Raw genomic sequence first — 9,850 nt, forward strand, 5'->3', positions numbered from 1 at the left:
TTGCCTTCCCGGCTGGCCACTTTGAGGGTATCCAACCGTTCGTGATAGCCTTCGCGAATCAATCCGCCGTCCCGTACGGACAAAGGGGGATCGTCGGTAATTGCGGCAGCGATCCACTCCCGCACATCCCCGCAATCGTCCAGCTGCTCCGTTAACTTCGCCAGCGTCTGCGAACCCGAACCGAGGCAGGCATGGCGGAAATCCGGCATCTTGTCCAGCGATTTGACCAGTGCCAACAGGTCTCGCCCGTTTGCGTTGCCGTAGCCGATCCGCGCCACCAGCCGCTCAAGATCGTACACCTCTTTCAGAGTATCCCGCAGCTCTTCCCGCTGGATCAAGCCGTTATACAGCTTCTCCACCGCTTCCTGCCGTTCCGCGATTTTATCCTTGTTCATCAGCGGTTTTTCGATCCATCTCCGCAGCATGCGGCTGCCCATGGAGGTTGCCGTTTTATCCAAGAGCCACAGCAAGGAACCTTTCTTGGAACGTTCCCGCACCGTCTCCGTAAGTTCCAGATTTCTCCGGGTAAAAGGGTCCATCGTCATATATTGTTCCGTCTCATAAGAGCGGATTTCGGTGATATGGGCCAGTGCCCGTTTTTGCGTATCCTTCAGGTACGTCATGAGCAGGATGACCGCTTCCATGGCGGCCGGCTCTAACCGGTCCAACCTGTCTCCGGTAAAATGATCCCGCACAAACCCGGCATCCCGCTTGTTCCATTCCGAGCTCAGTGGACTTTTCGCCGTTAGTGCCAGAGCTTGTCTCGCCGCATTCAATACGCCGCCAAAGCCGATAAGCTCCGTAGGCGAGTAAGCGTTGATTTCATCCGCAAGGCGCTCGGCGGAATGTTCAAGCGCCGTGGCATACAGCTCACCGGTAGTCAAATCGCATACCGCAAAGCCGTACTGGCTTCCCGCTTCTGCCACGGCGGCGATATAGTTGTTTGCGTTCTCATGAAGCAGCTTGCCGTCCATGAGCGTTCCCGGCGTCACGATGCGAACGATTTCCCGCCGCACCATTCCTTTTGTCGTCGTCGGATCCTCCATTTGCTCGCAGATAGCCACCTTGTAGCCTTTTTCAATGAGTCGCGCTATGTATCCTTCCGCAGCATGATAAGGGACCCCGCACATCGGAATGCGCTCTTCGGCTCCCCCCTCCCTGCCGGTTAGGGTAAGTTCCAGCTCCTGCGACGCCAGCTTGGCGTCTTCGAAAAACATCTCGTAAAAATCCCCCAGCCGGAAAAACAAAAAAGCATCCGGGACTTCGGCTTTTATGGCTAGGTACTGCTGTATCATCGGCGTATAATTCAACGGAATTCATCCTCCAGATCCATCAAACATTCTTTCTACCCTGAAATAACCTTCTTCCAAGTAGGTTAAGCTTCAGGCGGCTGTGCCGATATTTCATACATTCGCTGATGCTGCGCTAGCGTCATGTATGTCTGATTATATCATACCTGGTGAATGGTGACGCATATCGGAGATTCGCAACGCTCCCCCTGATCCTGGTGAAAAAGATTTCCATTGCCATTTATCGGGGGTATACTGTTAGATGGTAATTCGCGCGGAGGTGTTGATGAAGATGAAGTCAGGAAAAAACATGGACAACAATAAGCCGGTTGAAGCGAAACCAATCAAAAATTCACGGTCCAAGTGGCTGCTGTATCTGCCCGGCTTGCTTTTTCTCGTATACACCGTGATTCTCTTCGTCTATTTTCTCGCTCAGCCGGAAAACGCCACTCCGACGCGACTCTTAGGCACGGCGGCTGACCCTGCCACCTTTTTGACCCATGAGGAGATCGCAAACATCCATGAGTTCGCCTTATTCCGCTACCTTTACGCCTTTTGGGTGCCTGTCCTGGAATGGGTACTGCTCATCTATTTGTATCTGTCCGGTTTTGCCGGCAAACTGCAGCGGAGGTTGCAAAAAAAGATCACCCGCCGATACCCCGCAGCTGCTGTTACCGCGGCCATCCTCTACATCGGATTGCAAATCGTTCTGCTGCCTGTAGAGTTCATCTATTACCGCTTGCGCGAGGCTTACGGACTGACGGAGCAAAGATTCGGTTCATGGTTTATGGAACGGCTAATCGACCTCGGCGTCGGCATCTGCACCGATCTGCTTGTTTTGCTGCTTATCCTTTGGTTGATCGGTCGCTTCTCCAAACGCTGGTGGGTCATCCTTTGGGTGCTCAGCATTCCGGCGTCCCTATTCTTTTCCTACGTCCAGCCTGTGTTGATCGAGCCGCTGTACAATAACTTCGTACCGCTGCAAAATCAGGAGCTGAAAGCGAAAATTCTCGATCTCGCTGCCCGAACGGGCGTCCCAGCGCACGATGTAGTACAAGCGGACATGTCCAAGCAAACCACCTCCATCAACGCCTATGTCAGCGGTATCGGCAGTTCCACCCGCGTCGTCCTGTGGGATACGTCCCTCGATAAGTTGAACGATAACGAAATTTTGAGCGTCACCGCCCACGAATTCGGGCATTACGTCCATAAAGACGTTTACTACGGAACGCTGTACGCCATCGGCGGTTCGCTGCTCTTTTTCATCGTCCTTGCGGGATTCTGGTGGCTCGTGGAGCGAAAAGTCCCCGAAGGCGCAGATCGTATCCCGATTTTGATGCTGCTGCTCCTTGCCCTGCTCTTCTTCTCCAGCCCCATTACCAGCGCTTTGAGCTACAGAATGGAAGACCGGGCCGACCGGTATGCCACCGAACTGCTACAGGACCGGGCTGCCAACATCGGACTGCACCAAAAGCTGGCCAAATACAATAAGAGCGAGATGAACCCTCCCGCTCTGTACACGTTCTTTTTCGGCGATCATCCGACTCTTTCGGAGCGAATCGAATCCGATCTACCGGCTAGTGGTGCACAAACTTCAAAATAATCCGGTCTTGGAGGAAAAATGAAACCCGAAGTCAACCACTATTTAAAACGAATCTGCTACGACGGTCCTCTGGACGTAAGCGCCGCCGCCCTTGCCCGCCTGCAGGAATGCCACCTATTCGCCGTTCCCTACGAAAATCTTGATGTATGGCGCCGGGTGCCATTGTCGTTGGAAATCCCGAACCTATTCGATAAAATTGTCCTTCGCCAGCGCGGTGGCTTCTGCTTTGAGCTGAACGAACTTTACGGTTGGCTGCTGCGGGAACTGGGCTACGAGGTAACCGACCTTTTCGGCCGCTTTTGGCGGGATGAACCGGCTCCGCCTCCGAAGCGAAGGCATCATGTGCTGAAAGTTAACCTGGATGGAACCGATTATCTTTGCGACGTGGGGGTTGGCGGAGTCATTCCGCGAAGGCCGATCCCCATGGAGGAGCGTCGGGAGCAGCCGCAGGATACGGGAATCTACCGCTTGGAGAAAGACTCTTTTTACGGCTGGGTACTTTGTGAGAAACACGACGGAGAGTGGCGCTGGATCTATTCCTTTACGGAAGAACCGCAGCTGTCCAAGGATTATGTCATGGCCTGCCATTGGTGCGAAACCGCTCCGGATTCTCCCTTCATCAAGGCACCTATCGTCTCTTTGCAAATCCCGGAAGGCAGATTGACGGTTGCCGGAGACGAGTTCCGCCGGTTCACGGCCGAAGGTGTCGACGTTTTCGTTCCCCAGACGGATGATGAGCGGCGGATCAGGTTTGAGCAGGATTTCGGCATCCGGCTGTAGTGATTTCTCATCTGTTACCTGCAATCACTTTCATGGATATTGATAATGCGACGTCATTGCATAATTTATCCATTTATTCAACTGATCTTTGCTGAATTTGTACTCTCCGTTGATCTTGATATAGGGGATAAAGCGATATGTGTCATAAGAAGTTAGCGAATTCCTCTCGATCATCTGTTTTACGATCATGTCTATAAGTTCATCCTCCGTGATTCTCAAGTATTGCGCCGCTTCACTTTTCGACAAAAGACTATTTTCATCGGACGCGACCCCTGAGCTTTGTTGATTTTGGCTTGCTGCGGGTATTCCCATTACGGTAACCGTCTTCTCCACTCGTTCCTTCATGCCGCTGCCAATTATAAAAGACCCGGTCACAAAACATATGCCGATGATAACGGAGCCTATCAATCCGGTATATTTTCTGATCATTTCATCTCCTCCTTCCATAACCCTTAACGGCAAAAGGAGTCTTCTTATGATGAAGGCTCCGTCATGCGTTTGGCTAGATATTCGGTTGTGTCGAAATTCTGCGAGATTTAATGATATAGGTTTCCACCGAACTGGGAAATCTGGTAGTATAGGGTGGGCCTCTATTCTACTACGTAAGGACTAACGCGATGAAACGAAAGCTGCAGCGAAACGCCAAATACTATACTCTGCGGTTATTCCGCACCAACAAATCGGACCACAACATCACCGTTGGCTTTGTCGCGGGCTTTTTTCACTGTTGGTTTCCTACCTTCGGCTTCGGGATGGTCATTTCCATCGGTCTCGCCAAGCTGCTGCGGGGAAATATGGTTGCCGCAGTCATATCGGGCATGATCGGCTCTTTTCTGTGGCCGGCCCTTTTTTTCCTGAATTATAAGATCGGCTTTTTGACCCGGCATCTGTTCGTCATTCCTGTCAACAAGCTGCACAGGGTAATCGGTCATCCCGTGCCGGATTTTAGCTATACGGAAACGGCGCACCACTTTAGCGTTTTGGGAAGAGCCGGACTCAATTTCCTCGTCGGCTCTTGCATCAACAGCTTCGTGTTCTCCATTCTCGGCTATTTTATCGTCCGCTTTGTTCTGGGGAAGGTGCGTAAGCCTATTATGCTGCGATTGACGAGAAAGCATTAAGCCTGAGCCGGTTGCTCAGTCATTTTGGTTTTTGACTTCATACACCGCTTTGAAAAAATCTTCGTTTGGCAAATAGTAAACGCCATTAATATTATCCGCGTCCACCCTGAAAATCGATTTATTTCCTTCGTAAAAAGTTGCGGAATAACCGAACCCCGTACGCGGCTCCTGGCTTGGATCTCTCTTGAACTTCAGATCCTTCACTTCCTTCACCCATGCGTCGATGGAAGGCTTTTCCGTAAGATCGGCATGCTGCAAAGAGATTGCATCTCCAGGTGCGACATCATCCACCTTAACTCTCTGAATTTCTATTTTGCTGATCTTCGATAGATCACCCGGATAGATGTCCGCTATCGTAACAGACGGACGCTCCAAAGATGAGATATCGTTGAGGTGATCAATCAACATTTTCAAGGTCGCTTCCGATTCCGCGTAACTGCGAACGTCCTTGCCAAGCATTTGATCCGCTTCTTTTCGCGTGTAGGCAAAACGGCTGTTTTCCTTTGAGCTTTGATAGATGAACTGGATTTGATCCAGCTTACCGATCATGCTGAAAAGTAATATCGAACGGTGCACATCGTCCATCGTATCGTTGACTTGGTCCTTTGTTTTATAGGTTACGAGGACTTGTAATGGCTGATCCGCCTGCTGTAGCTTTGCTGAGGTTTTTGCATCGAGGATAGAGAGGCTATCCCTCGTTTTACTCGGAGTTTGGGGCATCGCATCAAAAAAAGCGGTCAGCTTCCCGTTGTCAATCGGAGCTTCTTTCAATGCCATCATCGCCGCCAAATCATACCCGAAATAATCGCCTTTCTCTTTCGAGTGATGGGGTAACGGATTTGCCGTACAGCCGATAATTAACGTGATCACTAAACAAGCCGATACCGTGGCCACCCAAGCCTTCGGCTTCCGGTACGCGAGGATGTGCTTGATTCTCGCCTTGCTGTTCCCCTCGCCAAATGCAAGGGAGCTTCCGGAAAGCGGAATAGACTTTGGCGCCGAAAATAACAGTAAAGACCGCGCATAACTTCCCTTCATGCCGCTTCCCAGTATGCGGATGACCCGTTCGTCGCAGCTCATCTCCATGTCCTTGCTCATCATGGCGAAGGCCAGCCATATGACTGGATTGAACCAATGAACCGCAAGCAATAGAAAAGAGATTGGTTTGATCAAATAATCCCACCGCTCGATATGCGTTTGTTCATGGAGCAATACCGAAATGCGTTCATCCCCGTCGAGGTCGGCAGGCAAATAAATTCTCGGACGGATGAGGCCGAATACGAAGGGAGTGGTTATGCGGTCCGTCTCGTAGATATTACCTTGGACCAAAGTAGCCGTCCGCACGAGTCTTTTTATTTTTCCATAGGCAATGAGGAAGTAAACCGCTAGGACAAGAACACCGATGATCCAGAGGATGTGGCCGAGGAACAGATAGATTTGCATAGGGTTTACACTGTCGCCCGGATTCGCAGCTGGCAAAGATGTATTCACAACACGGTTCATCCCGGTTATGCCTGTCTCAACAGCAGGGGTTTGCATCAACCCGATGTTTTCCGGTACGTATTCCATAACGGTAGGATTCGCAGCCGGTTTGTTCGGCAGAAGGCTGAGCAGGCTGAAATGAAACATGAAGCTAAAGGGAAGGACTAGACGAATAAGCACGGCCAGCCACAAGACGTAGGAGTAGCGCTTCGGACTTTTCCGTAAAAGCCAGCGGACTAGCATGACAGCTGCGGCGACATAGCTTGCCGTCAAACTCATATTGAGAACGGAAATAAAGAGACTCGTCATTCCTTCGCCTCCTCAATGATCCGCTTCAACTCCTCCACTTCCCGCTCGGTCAGCTTTTTTCCTCCCAAAAAGGCGGTTAAAAACTGAGGCAGCGAACCGTCAAACGCTTTTTCCACCACCATCTGGCTTTCGTATTTCTGGGCGTCTGCTTTTTTAACGATGGATGTTACAGTGGCGTCCTCATTGTGGAGGATACCCCGCTCGCACAGCTTGCGTAAAACCGTATAGGTAGTGGATTTCTTCCACCCCAACTTGGTTTTGCTCAGCTTCACAAGCTCCGTCGAATTAATCGGTTCATGTTCCCAAATGAGGCTGGCAAACTTGTACTCTGCGTCATACAGCTTGATCGGCTCCATATCTGGCTGCTCCTTTCGATCCGAAAGTCTATTGCAATAAACCTATTGTTTGAAGTTTATCGGAGTAAACCCGGGTTGTCAATATATTCCACGGATTTGTTTCTCCCCATGAAAAAACCGCCAATCAGACGGCTGATGGCGGCTTTCAGGCTTCTATGGAGATGTGAATCCTTCGGATCAGGTCAAAATGGACATCACGGCATTATCGATGGCCTTGACGACCTTGTCGCACCACTCATCGAATTCAGGGTCTTCGGTCTGCAGCTCCGGATGGCTTAAAATATGCGCAACCGTTTCTTTAATCCCTTGGTCGAGCCGAGTGGTTGCTACAAAATTGGGTACAAGCCGTTTCAGCTTGGAGTTGTCGAAAACAACAGTGTTAGCTTTGTCACCCAAGAGACCGCCGCGATAGTCCTCCGTGCTGCAAGCGGCGAGAAACGACGAAGATACATGAATGGCGTTAAGTTTAACGCCAAGTGCATCTGCGATGATCTCATAAATTTGATTCCAGGTGACGGATTCGTCGGAGGTGATATGAACGGATTCGCCAATGGCATGGATATTGCCCATCAGTCCGATAAAGCCTTTGGCGAAATCCCGGTTATGGGTCATCGTCCACAAAGAAGTTCCGTCGCCATGAATAATGACAGGTTTGTTTTGCAGCATTCGTCTCGCCACCTGCCAACTGCCCCGTGATCCGTGAACGCCCAGCGGGATAGAACGCTCATCATACGTATGGCTTGGGCGAACGATGGTGATGGGGAAGCCGTGATCTCGGTACATTTTCAACAAGTATTCCTCGCAGGCGATCTTGTTACGGGAGTATTCCCAATAAGGATTGGATAAAGGCGTTCCTTCCGAAATGCGGTAATCGGATAACGGCGTTTGGTAGGCGGAAGCGGAGCTGATGAAGATGAATTGTTTCGTTTTGCCGTTAAACAAGCGGTAATCCCGTTCCAGTTGCTCCGGTACGAAAGCGATAAAATCGGCGACGACATCGAATTTGTGGTCCACGATAAGTTTAGCGACATGCTCTTCGTCATTGATGTCCGCTTGTAGGAGCGTTACGCCTTCCGGCAAATCTTCTTTGCTTTTACCTCGGTTGAGCAAATACAAATCGCAGCCGCCTTCAGCCAGTTGGCGGGTAATGGCCGAACTGATCGTTCCGGTTCCGCCTATAAACAAAGCTTTCATCGTCAACACCTCCATAGTTTTTATTCATCAACTCTATTTGTCGGACTTCAGGTTTGATCAACCGATTGTCTGTACAGCTCGCGGCTTTTGAAGCCGGCCCGGAGGATCATCTTCATTTCCTCCCGCCGCTTCTCCCTCGTCTCCTCTTGCTTGGCACTATACACATACCGCGCCCAATCCTTGCGATATCCTGGGGTAAGCGTCCGGTAGAAGCTCAACAGGTCGGGGGAGTCCGCCAGATCCTCTTCAATTTGGGGAATCAGCGCGACGTAATCGTCTACTCTTTGGCTCGCTTTTTGCGAAGTTGGGGGGGTTCCTTTGTTTCCGGCAGCACCCCGGGCATCTTCCTTCAACCCGATAACGGTAAAGATATCATCCAATCCGACCATGCGGGCAAACTTCAAGCTGCTGCCGCTAACATACCCATCCTCATCACTGTCCAAGCCGGCGAGAAGATCATCGCGGTGTATAAAGGTCGGGTAAACTTTATTGCCTTTTTTCGGATAAGCCGCAAAAAGATAACCGCCAGGCTGGAGATGACGGTGCTGGATCACGCGATTAACCAACTCTCTCAAAGACTCCATGTCGAGGACAAACGCAAAAATCAGATCATAGCCGGTTTCCGCCTTAAGTTCGGTTTCATAGCCTGTCCAATCCGGAAAATACGACATTCCCGGAGGCTCGTTCAGTACGGCGATCACGTTATACTTATGTAAATTCAGCTTCTCGATGATCGATTTTGCCAATTCGCACCATCCTTTATCCATGTTGAACTTGAGATCTTGACGCACGTACATTATAACCGATAACGGGCGATAAAAAAACGATTATCGACTTACATTCAAAGAAGCCAGACCGCGTTTAGAGGATGTTTTTCTTGCGATATCAGGAGGTCATTGCTTTGATGTTTATACTAATTGATATCTAAAAAAAATCAGGAAGAGCGGTCAATGCACCGCTTCTTCCTGATTTTCGAGGCTATTCTGGATAACTACTTTAATTGCCGGCGACTCCCTGAAAAATAAGCGGCGGCTTTCGCATTGGCTGCGAGCCTGTAGACACATTCTGACTGACACTTTCATCGGTGTAGTCCCCTGGGACGATGCCCCATGCTTCACGAAAATCAGCGGAAAGGTCTAAAACCTGGCCGTTGAAAAGCGCCACCTTCAGCGGCTCAAGTTCCCGTCTATTGGCTTCATAGGCGGGGAGAGCTTCCAGGTCCGCCCACAAGGCAGTGGCGGCTGAGAGCAGCTGCACCGGCTCGCCGCTGTAGAACAGCCGCCGCATGTCCGGGTGCTGCAGCGGGTCCCGTGTCAGCTCCCGGTAGTGGAGCGCGACGACCCGCGCCAAAGCCAGCACCCCGGCGGCTAGCGCCGGCGTAGCGAGCCAGCTGGGCAGCGGCCGGTACTCGAAGCCGCCATGCTTCTTGCGGCGCACGTCGCCCAGCCGTCCGTAGCGGGGACGGCGACGACGGGAGCTCTCCCCCTCAGCCAGCATTAGGGGGAGAGCCGCGTAGTTGTCCAAGGCGCGCACGAGGGCGCCGGTCAAGGGGATGCCGCTCACATGGATATGCCCGCCCAAGGGCAATCCCGCCGCCGGCATGCCGCCGGACCGCCAGCTGAGGCTTGCGTCGCCTATGCGCTTTGCTGCGGCTTTCATCGTCCGCCGCAGGTTCCGGACCAGCCCGGCAGCCGTCGGGCTTGGGTCCGGACGCAG

Annotated in this window: 10 protein-coding genes; 3 read left to right on the plus strand and 7 right to left on the minus strand. The window is 51.5% G+C overall.

All coding sequences use genetic code 11. From position 1 onward, the window contains the following. Positions 1-1,295, minus strand: a 1,295-nt coding sequence (locus tag TJ79_RS05450) for a MutS N-terminal domain-containing protein (RefSeq protein WP_040949296.1), incomplete at its 3' end; no start/stop codon positions are given. A gap of 256 nt (positions 1,296-1,551) precedes the next feature. Here TJ79_RS05450 and TJ79_RS05455 point away from each other — a divergent pair. Both TJ79_RS05455 and TJ79_RS05460 read left to right on the plus strand, forming a co-directional pair. Then, entirely contained in the window at positions 1,552-2,892 is a 1,341-nt protein-coding gene (locus TJ79_RS05455; RefSeq protein ID WP_040949290.1) for a M48 family metallopeptidase, read from the plus strand. An 18-nt stretch (positions 2,893-2,910) separates the two neighbouring features. Beyond that, positions 2,911-3,672 (plus strand): arylamine N-acetyltransferase family protein, encoded by a 762-nt coding sequence (locus TJ79_RS05460; RefSeq protein ID WP_040949291.1) that lies wholly within the window; start codon positions 2,911-2,913, stop codon positions 3,670-3,672. Between the two features lie 30 nt (positions 3,673-3,702). Here the strand turns inward: TJ79_RS05460 and TJ79_RS05465 are convergent, their stop codons facing one another. Then, the gene (locus TJ79_RS05465; RefSeq protein ID WP_040949292.1) at positions 3,703-4,101 is read right to left on the minus strand and encodes a helix-turn-helix domain-containing protein; all 399 of its coding nucleotides are present in this window, start codon (positions 4,099-4,101) and stop codon (positions 3,703-3,705) included. Positions 4,102-4,289: 188 nt separating this feature from the next. Here TJ79_RS05465 and TJ79_RS05470 point away from each other — a divergent pair, with 188 nt between their 5' ends. Then, positions 4,290-4,793 carry a DUF2062 domain-containing protein gene (locus TJ79_RS05470; protein ID WP_040949293.1) on the plus strand — a complete coding sequence of 168 codons (504 nt, stop codon included), beginning with the start codon at positions 4,290-4,292 and terminating at the stop codon, positions 4,791-4,793. Positions 4,794-4,808: 15 nt separating this feature from the next. Here the strand turns inward: TJ79_RS05470 and TJ79_RS05475 are convergent, their stop codons facing one another. The 5 genes from TJ79_RS05475 to TJ79_RS05495 form a co-directional block, all read right to left on the minus strand. Continuing rightward, complete coding sequence (locus tag TJ79_RS05475; RefSeq protein WP_052339308.1) at positions 4,809-6,584, minus strand: M56 family metallopeptidase; 1,776 nt, start codon at positions 6,582-6,584, stop codon at positions 4,809-4,811. Next, positions 6,581-6,940 carry a BlaI/MecI/CopY family transcriptional regulator gene (locus tag TJ79_RS05480; protein ID WP_040949294.1) on the minus strand — a complete coding sequence of 120 codons (360 nt, stop codon included), beginning with the start codon at positions 6,938-6,940 and terminating at the stop codon, positions 6,581-6,583. The genes TJ79_RS05475 and TJ79_RS05480 overlap by 4 nt, the downstream gene beginning before the upstream one ends. Positions 6,941-7,117: 177 nt before the next feature. Continuing rightward, on the minus strand, positions 7,118-8,134 hold the full coding sequence (locus TJ79_RS05485) for an SDR family oxidoreductase (protein WP_040949295.1): 1,017 nt from the start codon (positions 8,132-8,134) through the stop codon (positions 7,118-7,120). A gap of 47 nt (positions 8,135-8,181) precedes the next feature. Beyond that, positions 8,182-8,931, minus strand: coding sequence for a YdeI/OmpD-associated family protein (locus tag TJ79_RS05490; RefSeq protein WP_238322817.1), 750 nt, complete (start codon positions 8,929-8,931; stop codon positions 8,182-8,184). Between the two features lie 199 nt (positions 8,932-9,130). Continuing rightward, a partial coding sequence (locus tag TJ79_RS05495) for a putative amidoligase domain-containing protein (RefSeq protein WP_420319372.1) occupies positions 9,131-9,850 on the minus strand: 720 nt, incomplete at its 5' end.

Origin of the sequence: Gorillibacterium massiliense, assembly GCF_000455485.1 — a bacterium.
Lineage (GTDB): Bacteria > Bacillota > Bacilli > Paenibacillales > NBRC-103111 > Gorillibacterium > Gorillibacterium massiliense.

Coding starts and splice junctions, on each gene's coding strand:
- TJ79_RS05455 (WP_040949290.1), top strand. CDS start 1,552: ATGGTAATTCGCGCGGAGGTGTTGATGAAGATGAAGTCAGGAAAAAAC.
- TJ79_RS05460 (WP_040949291.1), top strand. CDS start 2,911: ATGAAACCCGAAGTCAACCACTATTTAAAACGAATCTGCTACGACGGT.
- TJ79_RS05465 (WP_040949292.1), bottom strand. CDS start 4,101: ATGATCAGAAAATATACCGGATTGATAGGCTCCGTTATCATCGGCATA.
- TJ79_RS05470 (WP_040949293.1), top strand. CDS start 4,290: ATGAAACGAAAGCTGCAGCGAAACGCCAAATACTATACTCTGCGGTTA.
- TJ79_RS05475 (WP_052339308.1), bottom strand. CDS start 6,584: ATGACGAGTCTCTTTATTTCCGTTCTCAATATGAGTTTGACGGCAAGC.
- TJ79_RS05480 (WP_040949294.1), bottom strand. CDS start 6,940: ATGGAGCCGATCAAGCTGTATGACGCAGAGTACAAGTTTGCCAGCCTC.
- TJ79_RS05485 (WP_040949295.1), bottom strand. CDS start 8,134: ATGAAAGCTTTGTTTATAGGCGGAACCGGAACGATCAGTTCGGCCATT.
- TJ79_RS05490 (WP_238322817.1), bottom strand. CDS start 8,931: ATGTACGTGCGTCAAGATCTCAAGTTCAACATGGATAAAGGATGGTGC.